Annotated in this window: 11 protein-coding genes; 6 read left to right on the top strand and 5 right to left on the bottom strand. The window is 69.5% G+C overall.

From position 1 onward, the window contains the following. The first annotated feature begins 3 nt into the window (after window positions 1-3). The 3 genes from tsaE (at window position 4) to ACRSCF_RS07675 (ending at window position 2,460) form a co-directional block, all read left to right on the top strand. Complete coding sequence (gene tsaE / locus ACRSCF_RS07685) at window positions 4-531, top strand: tRNA (adenosine(37)-N6)-threonylcarbamoyltransferase complex ATPase subunit type 1 TsaE (RefSeq protein WP_016447663.1); 528 nt, start codon at window positions 4-6, stop codon at window positions 529-531. Continuing rightward, on the top strand, window positions 528-2,024 hold the full coding sequence (locus ACRSCF_RS07680) for an N-acetylmuramoyl-L-alanine amidase (protein ID WP_061287429.1): 1,497 nt from the start codon (window positions 528-530) through the stop codon (window positions 2,022-2,024). The genes tsaE and ACRSCF_RS07680 overlap by 4 nt, the downstream gene beginning before the upstream one ends. 211 nt (window positions 2,025-2,235) lie before the next feature. Next, window positions 2,236-2,460, top strand: a complete 225-nt coding sequence (locus ACRSCF_RS07675; RefSeq protein ID WP_016447665.1) for a glycine zipper domain-containing protein — start codon at window positions 2,236-2,238, stop codon at window positions 2,458-2,460. Between the two features lie 85 nt (window positions 2,461-2,545). Here ACRSCF_RS07675 and ACRSCF_RS07670 read toward each other — a convergent pair whose 3' ends face one another. Continuing rightward, window positions 2,546-3,196, bottom strand: coding sequence for a DedA family protein (locus tag ACRSCF_RS07670; protein WP_016447666.1), 651 nt, complete (start codon window positions 3,194-3,196; stop codon window positions 2,546-2,548). A gap of 273 nt (window positions 3,197-3,469) precedes the next feature. Here ACRSCF_RS07670 and ACRSCF_RS07665 point away from each other — a divergent pair, with 273 nt between their 5' ends. Further along, the gene (locus ACRSCF_RS07665) at window positions 3,470-3,760 is read left to right on the top strand and encodes a glycine zipper 2TM domain-containing protein (protein WP_016451238.1); all 291 of its coding nucleotides are present in this window, start codon (window positions 3,470-3,472) and stop codon (window positions 3,758-3,760) included. 172 nt (window positions 3,761-3,932) lie between these two features. Next, entirely contained in the window at window positions 3,933-5,978 is a 2,046-nt protein-coding gene (mutL, locus tag ACRSCF_RS07660) for a DNA mismatch repair endonuclease MutL (protein WP_244387902.1), read from the top strand. Between the two features lie 16 nt (window positions 5,979-5,994). Here mutL and ACRSCF_RS07655 read toward each other — a convergent pair whose 3' ends face one another. Both ACRSCF_RS07655 and ACRSCF_RS07650 read right to left on the bottom strand, forming a co-directional pair. Continuing rightward, window positions 5,995-6,999: a Bug family tripartite tricarboxylate transporter substrate binding protein gene (locus ACRSCF_RS07655; protein WP_016447669.1), complete on the bottom strand. Its 1,005-nt coding sequence runs from the start codon at window positions 6,997-6,999 to the stop codon at window positions 5,995-5,997. A gap of 52 nt (window positions 7,000-7,051) precedes the next feature. Beyond that, entirely contained in the window at window positions 7,052-8,275 is a 1,224-nt protein-coding gene (locus tag ACRSCF_RS07650) for a M20 aminoacylase family protein (RefSeq protein ID WP_070080928.1), read from the bottom strand. 116 nt (window positions 8,276-8,391) lie between these two features. Here ACRSCF_RS07650 and ACRSCF_RS07645 point away from each other — a divergent pair, with 116 nt between their 5' ends. Then, complete coding sequence (locus ACRSCF_RS07645; protein WP_016451234.1) at window positions 8,392-9,411, top strand: LysR family transcriptional regulator; 1,020 nt, start codon at window positions 8,392-8,394, stop codon at window positions 9,409-9,411. A 7-nt stretch (window positions 9,412-9,418) separates the two neighbouring features. On the opposite strand, the gene ACRSCF_RS07640 is transcribed toward ACRSCF_RS07645, so the two are convergent. Together ACRSCF_RS07640 and ACRSCF_RS07635 are read right to left on the bottom strand one after the other, a co-directional pair. Next, window positions 9,419-10,900 (bottom strand): efflux transporter outer membrane subunit, encoded by a 1,482-nt coding sequence (locus ACRSCF_RS07640; RefSeq protein WP_034363764.1) that lies wholly within the window; start codon window positions 10,898-10,900, stop codon window positions 9,419-9,421. A gap of 28 nt (window positions 10,901-10,928) precedes the next feature. Further along, entirely contained in the window at window positions 10,929-14,180 is a 3,252-nt protein-coding gene (locus tag ACRSCF_RS07635; protein WP_097205036.1) for an efflux RND transporter permease subunit, read from the bottom strand. Window positions 14,181-14,195: the final 15 nt, after the last annotated feature.

Below are 14,195 nucleotides of genomic sequence, written 5' to 3'. Positions count from 1 at the left end.
CAATTGACTGCTGCACAACATACTCCCTCGATTGTAGAAAGCGCCCGGCCGCAGGATGCGGAAACTGCGGGCCATCGCTGGATATGGGGCAGCGAGGAAGACACGCAGCGGTTTGCGCAGCAGCTCGCGGACCATCCGGCGCTGCGCAATGCCTACGTCACGCTGCACGGCGACCTGGGCGCCGGCAAGACCACGCTGGTGCGGCACTGGCTGCGCGCACTGGGCGTGCAGGGCCGCATCAAAAGCCCCACCTATGCCGTGGTGGAGCCGCACGAGGCGCCGGGCCTGTCCATCTGGCATTTCGACTTCTACCGCTTCGACGATCCGCGCGAGTGGGAGGATGCAGGATTTCGCGATATTTTCGCCAGCCCCGGTCTCAAGCTGGCAGAATGGCCCGAAAAGGCCGCAGCGCTTACGCCTGCGGCAGATATAGCTATTCATATCGAAGCAATCGACGAGACGCAGCGCCAGGTGAGCCTGATCGCCGGCACGCCCGTCGGACGCGCCGTGATCGAAGCACTCAAGGCATGAGCGACGCCCAATCCTTCTCCTATCCGTCCGGCCTGTCGCGCCGCAACCTGCTGCAGGCGGGCTCCATCGTGCTGCTGCTGGGCCGCCAGCACATTGCGCACGGCGCCACCATCGTGGCCGTGCGCGTCTGGCCTGCGCCAGAGTACACGCGCGTGACCATCGAGTCCGACCGGCCGCTGGCTGCCAAGCAGTTCTTCGTGGACCAGCCGCCTCGGCTGGCCGTGGACATCGAAGGCATCGACCTCAATCCCGCGCTGCGTGAGCTGGTCGCCAAGGTGCGCTCCGACGACCCCAACATCGCATCCATCCGCGTGGGCCAGAACTCGCCCAGCGTGGTGCGCCTGGTGATCGATCTCAAGCAGCCCGCCAAGCCCCAGGTCTTCACCCTGCAGCCGGTGGCGGCCTACAAGCACCGGCTGGTGTTCGACCTGTACCCGGCCAAGGCCGTGGACCCGCTGGAGGCGCTGATCAGCGAGCGCCTGCGCGATGCCTCCGGCGACGACACCGCCGTGGCGTCGGCACCTCCACCACCTCCTGCACCCGCAATGCCCCGCCCCCCAGGCGCCGCGGCGCCGGCCCCCGACCCCCTGGGCGACCTGATCGCCCAGCACAGCGGCGGCCCGGGCGGCAAGACGCCTGCGCCGCCGCCTGCCGTGATCGCGCAGGCGCCGGCTCCCGCGGCTGCGCCGCGTCCTCCTGCCCCAGCGCCTGCGCCCGTTCCGGCCCCTGCCCCCATTGCCGCGCCCAACATCGCCACCTCGCGCCAGACCGACCGCATCATCATCGTGGCGCTGGACCCGGGCCACGGCGGCGAGGACCCCGGCGCCACCGGCCCCAGCGGCACGCGCGAGAAGGATGTGGTGCTCAAGATCGCCCACCTGCTGCGCGACCGCATCAACAACACCCGCATCGGCGGCAGCCCCATGCGCGCCTTCATGACGCGCGACGCCGACTTCTTCGTGCCGCTGGCCACCCGCGTCGAAAAAGCCCGGCGCGTTCAGGCCGACCTTTTCATCAGCATCCATGCCGATGCCTTCACCACGCCAGCTGCGCGTGGCGCCAGCGTCTTTGCGCTCAGCGACAAGGGCGCCTCCAGCACGGCCGCGCGCTGGCTGGCCAACAAGGAAAACCAGTCCGACCTCGTGGGCGGGCTGAACATGGGCTCGCAGGACCAGCACGTGCAGCGCATGCTGCTGGACATGAGCACCACGGCCCAGATCAAGGACAGCCTCAAGCTCGGCGGCGCCCTGCTGGGCGAGATCGGCAACATGGCCAAGCTGCACAAGCCGCGCGTGGAGCAGGCCGGCTTTGCCGTGCTCAAGGCGCCCGACATCCCCAGCGTGCTGGTGGAGACCGCCTTCATCAGCAACCCCGAGGAAGAAGCCCGGCTGCGCAGCAGCGCCTACCAGGTGCAGCTGGCCGACGCGCTGATGCGCGGCATCCGCAACTACTTCGCGCACAACCCGCCGCTGGCCCGCAGCCGCTCCGTCTGAGCCGCGAGGGTCGCCACAGGCACGGCGGCATGCCGTCCGCCGCCGCTGTCGGACAGGCAGGACCGGACGCTTCCAAACCGCCCGGCCCCAGCTCGGGCAACTCTCCTACCACGGCCGCAGGCCGTGAATGAGAGCATGCCAACATGTTCCACACAATGCTTGCGCCACCATCCATCCGCCGAAGCAACGCAGGCCACGACAGGAGATGAACATGAAGACACGCCTTTATTCCATTGCCGCCGCTGCCGCCATTGCCTTGTTCTCTGCCGGCTGTTCCACCAACCCCAGCAACGCCCAGATCGGTACCGGCGTCGGCGCCGTGGCCGGTGGTGTGGTGGGTGACGCACTGTTCGGCAGCACGCTGGGCACCGTGGGCGGCGCAGCCGCCGGCGCACTCATCGGCAACGAGGTGGGCAAGCGCAACGACCGCCGCTGACCCCTGCCGCCGCCGTTCGGCCACTGAACGAAAAAGCCCCTTGCGCCATCACGGCGCAAGGGGCTTTTTGCTGGGCGCTGAAGGCTCAGGAAGCCGTCTTGGGCGCGCGGCCCGCGCGCCATGCGCCGAAGATGGCGATCAGGCCCGGCACCAGGATCAGGCCCCAGATGATCTTCTCCAGGTTCTCGCGCACCCAGGGCAGGTTGCCGAAGAAATAGCCGGCGGCGCTGATGCCGAACACCCAGACAATGGCTCCGCCCACGTTGAAGGCCGTGAACTTGCCCCGGTCCATGGCAGCCACACCGGCCACGAAGGGGGCAAAGGTGCGGATGAACGGCATGAAGCGCGCCAGCACGATGGTGATGCCGCCGTAGCGCTCGTAGAACGCATGGGCCTGGTCGAAGGCACGCCGGTTGAACCAGCGCGAATCCTCCCACTGGAACACCTTGGGCCCTATGTAGCGGCCTATGGTGTAGTTGCACTGGTCGCCCAGCACGGCCGCCACCAGCAGCACGGTGCAGGCGATCGAATAGTCCATCAGCCCCACGCCGCACAGCGCGCCGACGATGAACAGCAGCGAGTCGCCGGGCAGAAAGGGCATGACCACCACGCCCGTCTCCACGAAGACGATGAGAAACAGCAGCGCGTACACCCAGGGTCCATAGGCCACGACGAAGGCCTCCAGGTGCTTGTCTATGTGCAGGATGAAGTCGATCAGGAACTGAATGATTTCCAAAAGAAGGTCCTCCGCGGCGGGCGCCGCACCGGCCCGTACTGTACTTCGCCGGCATGCCCCCACAGCCGAGCCAGAGCCGATCGCACCGCCGCGCACACCGGCGCTTGCATGGAACTACAAATGCTTGGAATCGCGCCTGTTTTGTTACACAACTTGATAAAACTCTACGAAAAACTCACGAGTTCGTCAGCTTTTTGCAGGCAAAGTCCTTGCATGCCGTCGGCACCGCCGGCCCGGCCTCACCACCATCATCAGGACAAAAGGAAGCAAGCCATGAACAAGACCCTTCGCACCTTCGAGCGCATGACTGAACGCAAGTCGGGCACCACCATGGGCCGCAGCCTGGCCGTCGCCGCCCTTGTGGCCGGCGCGCTGGCCCTGGGCGGCTGCGCCCACCGTCCCAACAACGCGCAGCTGGGCACGGGCGTGGGTGCCGTGGCCGGTGGCGTGCTGGGCAGTGCCCTGTTCGGCACCACGCTGGGAACCGTGGGCGGCGCGGCCGCCGGTGCGCTGGTCGGCAACCAGATGGGCAGCAACAGCGACCGTGCCGGCCGCCGCCGCTGAGGCCGCGCGGCCCCGGCCGCTCTCATCAAAGAGTGCCCCCGGCTCTGGCCTTTGTGGCCGGGGACGCCTCTTGGAGTCGCCTGTGCGGCTCCTTTTTTTGCGCGTGCCCAAGGCACTCCGACCCCATTCCCACAGGCCTCAAGCGGTGGATGCGAGCCCCTAGAATTGCCCTGTGAACGCATCCACCCCCTCCCCAGACACCCTTCCCCGCCGCCCCATCCGCGACCTGCCCGACGAGCTGATCAGCCAGATCGCGGCCGGCGAAGTCGTCGAGCGTCCTGCCTCGGTGGTGCGCGAACTCGTGGACAACGCCCTGGATGCCGGTGCCCGCCAGATCAACGTGCGGCTGCTGGCCGGCGGCGTGCGGCTGATCTCGGTGGAGGACGACGGCGGCGGCATCCCGCGCGATGAGCTGCCCGTGGCATTGCGCCGCCATGCCACCAGCAAGATCACCGATCTGCACGACCTGGAGACCGTGGCCACCATGGGCTTTCGCGGCGAGGCGCTGGCGGCCATCTGCTCGGTGTCGGAGGCGTCCATTCTCTCGCGCCCTGCGGGCCAGGAATCGGCCTATCTGCTCGATGCGCGCAGCGGCGAGCTGCGCCCCGCCGCCCGCAACCAGGGCACGACGGTCGAGGTCAAGGAGCTGTTCTTCTCCACGCCGGCCCGCCGCAAATTCCTCAAGAGCGATGCCACGGAGCTGGCCCACTGCATAGAGTCCGTGCGCCGCCATGCCCTGGCCCGGCCCGACGTGGGCTTTGCCATCTGGCACGAAGGCAAGCTGGTCGAGCAGTGGCGTGCCGCCGGCAGCATGTCGGACGAAGCCCTTGCGCGCCGCCTGGGCGATGTGCTGGGCGACGCCTTCGTGCAGAACTCCGTGACCGTGGAGCACTGGTCGGGCGCCGTCCATGTCACGGGCCGCGCGGGCATTCCCGATGCGGCGCGCTCCCGGCCCGACCACCAGTTCTGCTACGTCAATGGCCGCTTCGTGCGCGACAAGGTGCTGACCCACGCCTCGCGCAGCGCCTACGAGGATGTGCTGCACGGCCACAAGCAGCCCGTCTATGCGCTGTATGTGGAGATCGACCCCGCGCGCGTGGACGTGAACGTGCACCCCACCAAGATCGAAGTACGCTTTCGCGACAGCCGCGAGGTGCACCAGGCCGTGCGCCACGCCATAGAGAACGCGCTGGCCGCACCGCGTGCCGCCGCAGCAGCCGCTGCGGCTGCCGAAGAGGCCGCGCGCACGCCCGAGCTTGCGCCCGCCGCTGCGGCAGCGCCGGCCACGGCGCCCAAGGCATCCATGCCCGCCTGGCCCCAGGCCCGCATGAGCTTTGGCGATGAGCAAGGCGGCCACAAGGTCAGCAATATGGCGGGGCTGTGGGCCCCCATGCGCGAGGCCGCAGCCGCAACGGTTGAAAGTCCGGCCCAGGCCTTGGCCGCCGAGCAGCCAGCCGTGCTCGCTGTACCCGCTGTGCCCACTGCTGCCCTGGCCCCCGTCAGCTACGCGCCCCCGGCTTACGCGCCGGCCGTCCAGTCCCCGACTGTTGCCGTTGCCGAGCCTGCTCCTGCGGATTTCTCTGCGCCCCGCACATCATCCGCAGCGGCCCCGGCAGCGTCCGACGAGCCCGTCTGGCCCATGGGCCGCGCCGTCGCCCAGATCCACGGCGTCTACATCCTGGCCGAGAATGCCCAGGGCATGGTCGTGGTGGACATGCATGCGGCGCACGAGCGCATCGTCTACGAGCAGCTCAAGAATGCCGTCAATGCGGCAGAACAGATCCCCAGCCAGCCGCTGCTGATTCCCGCCACCTTCGCCGCCACGCCCGAGGAAGTGGCCACGGCCGAGGCCCATGGCGACACGCTGCAGGCGCTGGGCATGGAAGTCTCGCCCTTCTCTCCCAAGACCCTGGCCGTGCGTGCCGTGCCCGCCACCCTGGCCCAGGGCGATGCCGTGGAGCTGGCGCGCAGCGTGCTGGCCGAGCTGGCCCAGCACGACGCCAGCACCGTGGTGCAGCGCGCGCGCAATGAGATCCTGGCCACCATGGCCTGCCACGGCGCCGTGCGCGCCAACCGCCGCCTGACGCTGGACGAGATGAACGCCCTGCTGCGCCAGATGGAAGTCACCGAGCGCTCCGACCAATGCAACCACGGCCGCCCCACCTGGCGGCAGATGAGCATGAAGGAGCTGGACGCGCTGTTCCTGCGCGGCCGGTAAACCGCCCCGGCAACACTCAGTCGCGCATTTTTGCGAAGGCCGCGAGCTGCTCGTACTTGCGGTCTTCCTCGGCGATCAGGCGCGCCAGGTCCTCGCGGCCCGTGGCCGGCACCATGCCGGCATCTTCCAGGCGCTTGCGCACGGCGGGCTCGGCCAGCGCCTCCTGCAGCGCAGCGGTGATGCGCTGGGCCGTGTCCGCAGGCAGGGCGCGCGGCGCCATCAGCGCAAACCAGCCCACCAATTCATAGCCGCGCAGCGGTGCCAGCTCGGCCATGGCCGGAACCTGGGGCAAGGCGGACAGACGCTGCGCGCTGGTGACCGCCAGCGGCACGATGCGCCCGCTCTGCAGGAACGGTTGCGCCGCCGTGGGCGAGAGCACGGCCAGGTCCAGGCTGCCGCCCGCCAGGTCGCTGGTCAGCGGCGCCACGCCCCGGTAGGGCACATGGGCGATGGAGATGCCCGCGCGCTGGTTGAGCAGCTCTCCCGCGAAATGCAGGGTCGATCCCACGCCCGAGCTGCCGTAGCTGAGCTTGCCGGGCTGGCGCTTCGCCAGCTCCAGCAGGTCGGCCAGGGTCTTCACGCCCAGGCCGGGGCGTGCGGCCAGGATCAGCGGGCTGGTGGCCACCAGGCCCAGCGGCGTGAAATCGCGGCGCCCGTCATAGCGCTGCGCGGGGTTGACGATGCGCGTGGCCACCAGCTCGTTGCTGGCCCCCACCAGCAGCGTGTAGCCATCGGCCGGTGCCGAGGCCACGCGCTGGGCCGCAATGGCGCCGGCCGCCCCGCCCACGTTGTCCACCACCACCGTGCCGCGCAGCCGCGCGGCCAGCGCATCGCCCACCACGCGCGCCGCCAGGTCCACCGATCCACCGGCCGGGTATCCGACGACCAGCTTCAAGGGCTTGGCAGGAAAGCTGCCCTGAGCAGCGGCCGGCAGGACCAGCCCCAGCGCGGCTGCGCCCAGGAGGCTGCGGCGGCTCAGGACCTGGCGGGCCTCGGAGGAGAGAGGAAATGCAGTGCGCATGGTGGCAATCGCAGTTGAAGTCGTGAAAGGAATCCGGTGCGGGCGCGGCGCCTCAGGCGGCGGACAGAAAGCGCCGGGCCAGCTTCACCCAGTAGGTGGCGGCCAACGGCAGGATGCGGTCGTTGAAGTCGTAGCCGGGGTTGTGGACCATGCAGCCGCCCGTGCCATGGGTGTCGCCCACGCCGTTGCCCACGATCAGGTAGCTGCCCGGGCATTGTTCGAGCATGAAGGAGAAGTCCTCGCTGCCCGTCAGCGGCTGCAGGTCGGGGATCAGCGCCTGCTCGCCCAGCCAGTCGCGCGCCACCTCGCGGGCGAAGGCCGTACTGGCCGCATCGTTGACCAGGGCCGGATAGCGCCAGCGGTAGTCCACCACGGCCTCGGCCCCCAGCGTGGCGGCCTGGGCATGGGCCAGCGCGGTGATGCGTTCGCGCAGCAGGGCACGCACCTCGGGCCGGTAGGCGCGCACGGACAGGCGCAGCTCCACCTCGCCGGGGATGACATTCGGTGCATCGCCGCCATGGATGGCGCCCACGCTGACCACGGCCATGTCGCGCGGATCGACATTGCGCGAGACCACGGTCTGCAGCGCCAGCACCAGGTGGGCCGCCGCCACCACCGGGTCGGCCGACAGGTGGGGCGCCGAGCCATGGCCGCCCTTGCCGCGCACGGTGATGATCACCGTGTCCGACGAGGCCATGAACGAGCCCTCGCGAAAGCCGAACTGCCCCTCGGCAAAGCCCGGCATGTTGTGCAGCGCAAAGATGGCATCGCAGGGGAAGCGCTCGAACAGGCCGTCCTCCACCATCTTGCGGCCGCCGCCCAGGCCCTCCTCGGCCGGCTGGAAGATCAAGTGCAGCGTGCCGTCGAAGCCGCGTGCCTGGGCCAGCTCCCGCGCGGCGGCCAGCAGGATGGCGGTATGGCCGTCGTGCCCGCAGGCATGCATGCGGCCCGCATGGCGGCTGGCGTAGGGCAGGCCGGTCTGCTCGTGGATGGGCAGCGCATCCATGTCGGCGCGCAGGCCCAGCCGACGCGTGCCCGAACCGCAGCGCAGCGTGCCGACCACGCCCGTGCCTCCCAGCCCTCGATGCACTTCATAGCCCCAGGAGGCCAGGCGCTCGGCCACCAAGTCGCTGGTGGCGAACTCCTCGAAGGCCAGTTCGGGATGGGCATGCAGGTGATGGCGCAGGGCCACCATCTCGGCCTGCGTGGCACGAATGCCGGCAAGCACCGGATCGGCGGCTTCGGCCGTGGTGGAAACGGGCGGGTCAATGTTCATGCCCGCAGTCTAGGAAGCGTGGGCAGCGGGCGGAAGACCGCCAGCGCCTGCCCTGCCAGGCATTGCCTGTCATCCCCCGGCATGCGCCGATCACAGCAATGGCAGGGATGGCGGCCATGGCACGAAACCTGCAAGATCGGCCCATGCATTCCCAGCCCCACCTCGATGCCGGTCCCGCCATGAAGCTGCACCAGATGCGCTACCTCGTCGCCGTGGCTGGCTGCGGCAGCGTGCGCGCCGCGTCACGCGCGCTGGGCATCACCCAGTCGGCCATCACCCAGGCCCTGCGCGAGCTGGAGGAAGGCCACCGCCTTGCGCTGTTCGAGCGCCAAAGCAGCGGCATCGTCCTCACGCCGGCCGGGCGCACGCTGCTGCGCCATGCCCAGCTGATCACCGGGCAGATGGCCCAGGCCGAGGATGAAATGGCCCGCCTGCGCGACACCTGCGCCGTGGCGCGCCTGTGCGTGGGCGTGACGCCCTGGGTGGGCCAGAGCCTGCTGCCCCATGTGCTGCGCGCCTTCCGCGCCGAACTGCCCCAGGTGCGGCTGGAGCTGTTCGAGGGCCTGTCGGCCGTGGCCCATCCGCGCCTGCGCGAAGGCACGCTGGACCTGCTGATCGGCCGCGTGCCCTCGGGCCCCTCGGGCGGCGACCTGCACGGCACGCCGCTGTTCCGCTATGACGCCACCGTCGTGGCCCGCACGGGCCATCCGCTGGCAGGCGCCCGCTCGCTGGCCGAGCTGATGGACTGCGACTGGCTGCTCAACTACACGCCGCCTGAAGAAGACGACCTGGTGCGGCGCCTGTTCCTGCGCCACGGCCTGCCCGTGCCAGTGGGCCACATCCACCTGGTGCATTCGGCATCGCTGCTGCTGCACCTGATCGCGCACAGCGACATGCTCTCGTTCTGCCCCTGGCCGCTGATCGAATCGGGCGTGCCCCAGGGCACCCTGGTGCCGCTGTCCCTGCGCGAGCAGTTCGAGCCCCACACGGTGGGCGTGGTCCAGCGCGGCCACGGCCCCCTGCCCTGGGTGGCCGAGCGCTTCGTGCACCACCTCATGGAGCAGGTCCACGCCTGCCGCCACAGCCCGGACCCGGTGCTGCAGCGCGTGTTCCGCTCCATTGACGTGCTGGCCTGAGGGTGCCTCAGCGCAACGTGGCCTGGGCCACCGGCACGTTCGCCGATTCACCGGCCGGCACGTCAGCCGGCACATCCCAGCCCCCGCCCAGCGCGCGGATCAGGCCCACGGCGGCCTGGTACTGCGCGGACTTCACCTGCAGCGCCTGGCGGCGGTTGCGCAGTTCGCTGCGGCGGGCATCCAGCAGGTCCAGCTGGCTGACGTAGCCATTGCGGTAGCGCGTGTCCGACAGGCTGGTGGCGCGCTGGGCGGCCACCACGGCCTGGCCCTGCACGGTGGACTGCTCCTGCAGGATGCGGATGGACGACAGCTGGTCCTCCACCTCCTGGAAGGCCACCAGCGCCTGCTGGCGGTAGGCGGCCAGCGCGGCATCGAGCTGTGCGCCTGCGGCCTGCACGCCGGCCTCGCGCAGGCCGCCATCGAACAGCGGCAGCGACAGCAGGGCACCCACGCCCCAGGAGCGCATGGACCACTTGAACAGGTCACCGACCTCGGGCGAGGCGTGGCCGGCCGCGCCGGTCAGCGAGATGCTGGGGAACCATGCCGTCTTCGCCACGCCCACGCGCGACTGCGCGGCGAACACGGCGCGCTGCGCGGCCGAGATGTCGGGCCGGCGCATCAGCACCGTGGCCGGCACGCCGGCTGGGATGGAGGGCAGAGCCGTGGTCCAGGCGCCTTCGCCCAGGCCGAAGCGCGAGGCCGAGTCGCCCACCAGCACGGCCAGCGCATGCTCGACCTGGGCGCGCTGGCGGTCCAGCGCCAGCGCGTCCGATTCGGTGGCCGACAGCTCGGCCTGGATGCGCGCCACGTCCAGCTCGGCAATGTCGCCGGCCTGCAGCCTTCGCTCCGACAGGCGCAGCGTGTCGCGGTAGGCCTCCACGGTCTCGCGCATCAGGGCGCGCTCGGCGTCCAGTGCGCGCAGTTGCAGATAGGTCTGCGCGACCTCGGCCTGCACGGCCAGCCGCGTGCTTTGCAGCAGGGCCTCGCGGCCCTCGGCATCCAGCCGCGATGCGTCGGCCGCCTGGGAAATGCGGCCGAACAGATCGACCTCGTACGACAGGTTCAGCCCCGCATTGACCAGGGTGGCAGGCCGTGTGCCCGAGGCCTTGTCCAGCCCCGCGCCGCGCGTGGCCCCTGCGCCCAGGCCCAGTTGCGGCATGCGCTCGGCATTGGCGCTGCGCGCCAGGGCGCGGGCCTCGGCCAGGCGTGCGGCCGCGGCCTGGATGCTCTGGTTGTTCAGCGTGGCCTTGTCCACCAGCGCGTCCAGCGCCGGGTCGGCAAAGGCCAGCCACCATTGGCCGCGTGCCTGGGCTTCGGCGGGCAGGGCCTGGGTCCAGCCCGCCTGCGGCGCGGCGCCCTGCTCCTTGAAGGCGGGGGCGGCCGGCAGCTCGGGCAGGCTCTGGGACACGCTGGCGCAGCCGGCCAGGGCCAGCGCCGCCACCAGGGGCAGCAGACGCCTGGACAGTTTCGAAAGCGATGGGATCTTCATGATCGGTTCCTGTTCTTGTGGTGTGGGCTCATTCATGCTCGCCACGCGCGGCAGAGGGCATGGGCAGCGCGCCGCCACCCGAGGCATGGCCGTGGGCGGGTGCCTGTGCAGGGGCCTCTTCCTCCATCTCTGGACCATGCTGCTTGAGCGGCCGGTTGCCTGCCAGGCGGCGCATCAGCACGTAGAACACGGGCGTCAGGAACAGGCCGAAGGCCGTCACCCCGATCATTCCCGAGAACACGGCCACGCCCATGGCGCGGCGCATTTCCGAGCCCGCGCCCGTGGACAGCACCAGGGGCAGCACGCCCATGACGAAGGCCAGCGAGGTCATCAGGATGGGGCGCAGGCGCAGCCGGCTCGCCTCGATGGCGGCCTGTATGGGCGTGCGGCCCTCGAACTCCAGCTCCCGCGCGAACTCCACGATCAGGATGGCGTTCTTCGCACTCAGCCCCACCAGCACGATGAGCCCGATCTGCGTGAAGACATTGCTGTCGCCGCCCGACAGCCAGACGCCGGTCATGGCCGCCAGCAGGCCCATGGGAACGATCAGGATGATGGCAATCGGCAGGGTCAGGCTTTCGTACTGCGCGGCCAGCACCAGGAAGACCAGCAGCAGGGCCAGCGGGAACACGATCACCGCCGAATTGCCGGCCAGGATTTCCTGGTAGGTCAGGTCGGTCCATTCGAAGTCGATGCCCTTGGGCAGGGTCTCGGCCGCGATGCGCTTGATGGCATCCTGCGCCTGGCCCGAAGAGAAGCCCGGTGCGGCACCGCCGTTGATGTCGGCCGTGAGGTAGCCGTTGTAGCGCATGGCGCGCTCGGGGCCGAAGCTGGAGTCCACCTTCATCAGCGCCGACAGCGGAATCATCTCGCCCGAGCTGGAGCGCACCTTGAGCATGCCCACGTCCTCGGCACGTGCGCGGTAGGGCGCGTCGGCCTGCACGCGGACGCTGTAGGTGCGGCCGAACTTGTTGAAGTCGTTCGCATACAGGCTGCCCAGGTAGATCTGCATGGTGTCGAAGATGTCCGTCACCGGCACGCCGAGCTGGCGCGCCTTGGTGCGGTCGATGTCGGCATACAGCTGGGGCACGTTGACCTGCCAGCTGGTGAACATGCCGGTCAGCTCGGGCGTCTGGTAGGCCTTGGCCATGAAAGCCTTCACGGCCGCGTCCATCTGGTCATAGCCCAGGGAGGCGCGGTCTTCCAGCTGCAGCTTGAAGCCGCCCGTCGTGCCCAGGCCCGCCACGGGTGGCGGCGGGAACATGACGATGAAGGCGTCCTGGATGCCTGCGAAGGCCTGGTTGAGCTGGCCGGCCACGGCGCCGCCGCTCTGGTCGGCGCGCTTGCGCTCGTCGAAGGGCTTGAGCGTGGCGAAGACGATGCCCGAGTTGGAGCTGTTGGTGAAGCCGTTGATGGACAGGCCCGGGAAGGCGATGGTGTCCTCCACGTTGGGGTTGTCCTTCATGATCTCGCCCATGCGGCGGATCACCTCGTCCGTGCGGTCCAGCGTGGCGCCGTCGGGCAACTGGGCAAAGCCGATCAGGTACTGCTTGTCCTGCGCGGGCACGAAGCCCGAAGGCACGGCCTTGAACAGGCCGAAGGTCACGGCGATCAGCGCCAGGTAGATGGCCAGCATCAGGGCCTTGCGGGAGATCACGCGGCCCACGCCGCCGCTGTAGGCCTCGGAGCCCCGGTGGAACATGCGGTTGAAGCCGCGGAACAGCCAGCCGAAGGCCCGGTCCATGCCGCGCGTCAGCGCGTCCTTGGGCGCATCGTGGCCGCGCAGCAGCAGGGCCGCCAGCGCGGGCGACAGCGTCAGCGAGTTGATGGCCGAGATCACCGTGGAGATGGCGATCGTCACCGCGAACTGCTTGTAGAACTGGCCCGTGAGGCCGCTGATGAAGGCCAGCGGCACGAACACCGCCACCAGCACCAGGGCGATGGCGATGATGGGCCCGGACACCTCGCGCATGGCACGGTAGGTGGCGTTGCGCGGCGTGAGACCCGCCTCGATGTTGCGCTCCACGTTCTCGACCACGACGATGGCGTCATCCACCACGATGCCGATGGCCAGCACCAGGCCGAACAGGCTCAGCGCGTTGATGGAAAAGCCCAGCAGATGCAGCACGGCGAAGGTGCCGATCACCGACACCGGCACGGCCAGCAGCGGGATGATGGAGGCGCGCCAGGTCTGCAGGAACAGGATCACCACCAGCACCACGAGCACGATGGCCTCCAGCAGCGTGTGCACCACCGATTCGATGGAGGCGCGCACGAACTGCGTGGGGTCGTAGGCAATGCGGTACTCCAGGCCCTCGGGCATGTTCTTGTTCAGGGCCTCCATGGTCTTGCGCACGTTGGCCGAGATCTCCAGCGCATTGGAGCCCGGCGCCTGGAACACGCCCATGCCCACGGCCGGGTCGTTGTTCAGCAGCGAGCGCAGCGAATAGTCGGCCGCGCCCATCTCCAGGCGGCCGATGTCGCGCAGGCGGGTCACGGCGCCGTCGGAGCCGCTCTTGACGATGATGTCGCCGAAGTCCTCCTCGCTTTGCAGGCGGCCCTGGGCGTTGATGGACAACTGCATGTCCACGCCCGGCAGTCCCGGCGAGGCGCCGACCACGCCGGCCGCAGCCTGCACGTTCTGGCCACGGATGGCGGCCACCACATCGCTGGCCGACAGGCCGCGCTGCGCCACCTTCTGCGGGTCCAGCCACACGCGCATGGCGTAGTCGCCGCCGCCGAAGATCTGGATCTGGCCCACGCCCTCGATGCGCGCCAGCGGATCCTTCACGTTCAGCACCGCGTAGTTGCGCAGGTAGTTGATGTCATAGCGCTGGTTGGGCGAGACCAGGTGCACCACCATGGTCAGGTCGGGTGCGCTCTTGACCGTGGTGATGCCCAGGCGGCGCACCTCTTCCGGCAGGCGCGGCTCGGCCTGCGAGACGCGGTTTTGCACCATCTGCTGCGCCTTGTCGGGGTCGGTGCCCAGGCGGAAGGTGACGGTCAGCGTCATCACGCCGTCGCTGGTGGCCTGGCTGCCCATGTAGAGCATGCCTTCGACGCCGTTGATCTGCTCTTCCAGCGGCGTGGCCACGGTCTCGGCGATCACCTTGGGATTGGCGCCCGGGTACTGGGCGCGCACCACCACGGATGGCGGCGCGACCTCGGGGTATTCCGAGATCGGCAGCCCGCCCATGGCGATCAGGCCGGCGATCAGCATCAGCAGCGAAAGCACGCCCGCGAAGATCGGCCGGTCAATGAAGAATTTGGATAGGTTCATGGTGTTTGGCTCCGC

Origin of the sequence: Delftia sp. 11MD (assembly GCF_050907895.1) — a bacterium.
GTDB lineage: Bacteria > Pseudomonadota > Gammaproteobacteria > Burkholderiales > Burkholderiaceae_C > Comamonas > Comamonas tsuruhatensis.
Note: the sequence above shows the minus strand (reverse complement) of the source record. Positions and strands in the feature narration are given on the sequence as shown.